The 1,075-nt window shown below is 68.8% G+C and carries 1 protein-coding gene; it reads left to right on the top strand.

Features of this window, described 5'->3' with window-relative positions:
* A partial coding sequence (locus ACEN88_RS32440) for a putative bifunctional diguanylate cyclase/phosphodiesterase (RefSeq protein WP_413346345.1) occupies positions 1 to 1,057 on the top strand: 1,057 nt, incomplete at its 5' end.
* Between the last annotated feature and the right edge of the window lie 18 nt (positions 1,058 to 1,075).

Genomic DNA, 1,075 nt, shown 5'->3' on the forward strand with positions numbered 1-1,075 from the left:
CTTTCCGATCGTGCTGGACGGCGCCGACGAGGAAGAAGCGCGGCGCTGGGCCCAGCACATCCACCGCGCGCTGGAGGCCCCGTTCGCGGTCGCCGGCATCTCGTACGAGATCGGCGCACGCGTCGGCATCGCGCTCGCGCCGCTGCAAGGCCTCGACTACCACACGCTGCTGAGGAAAGCCGACATCGCGCTGTACCAGGCCGCGCACCTTGGGCGTAACGTCGCCGTCTACGCGGCCGAGGACGACCCGCACACGCCCGACCGCCTGTCGCTGATCGGCGACTTCCGCACGGCCATCGAGGCCGGCCAGATCCAGCTCTTTTGCCAGCCGAAGGTGACGATGGCCGGCCGCGAGATCGTCGGCGCGGAAGCCCTCGTGCGCTGGGTGCACCCGGAGAAGGGCTGCATCGGTCCGGAGACGTTCATGCCGCTGATCGAATCCACGGACCTGATCCACGTGCTCACGCAGCACATGCTGGCCAGCGCCGTCGCCCAGAGCGAGGCGTGGCGCGCGCAGGGCGTGCGCCTCCCCATCGCCGTGAACCTGTCCGCGCGCGACATCGCCGCGCTGTCGCTGTCCGAACACCTGCGCGAGCTGCTGGAACGGCATGGCTCGTGCGCGGGCCTGATCGGGCTGGAGATGACGGAGAGCAGCCTGATGCAGAACCCGGCGGAGAGCATCGCCGAGCTGGAACGCCTGTCGGCGATGGGCTTCCGGCTGTACATCGACGATTTCGGCACGGGATATTCGTCGCTGAGCTACCTGAGCCGCCTGCCCGTCGACGTCATCAAGATCGACCACGGTTTCACCATGCAGATGATCGAGGACCGGCGCGCCGCCTCGATCGTGAAATCCACCGTGCACCTGGCGCACGATCTCGGCATGGGCGTCGTCGCGGAAGGCGTCAGCAATGCGCGCATCTGGGATGCGCTGCACACTCTCGGCTGCGACGAGGCCCAGGGTTATTTCGTCGCCGCGCCGATGCCGGCCGCGCTGTTGCTGGACTGGGCCCGCGGGTCGCCGTACCGCCTGCAGGACGAACCCGTGTGCGCGTAGGCGCCGTTCACGCTGCGC

It is taken from the genome of Massilia sp. CT11-108 (genome assembly GCF_047302915.1).
In the GTDB taxonomy this organism is placed as follows: domain Bacteria; phylum Pseudomonadota; class Gammaproteobacteria; order Burkholderiales; family Burkholderiaceae_D; genus Telluria; species Telluria orientalis.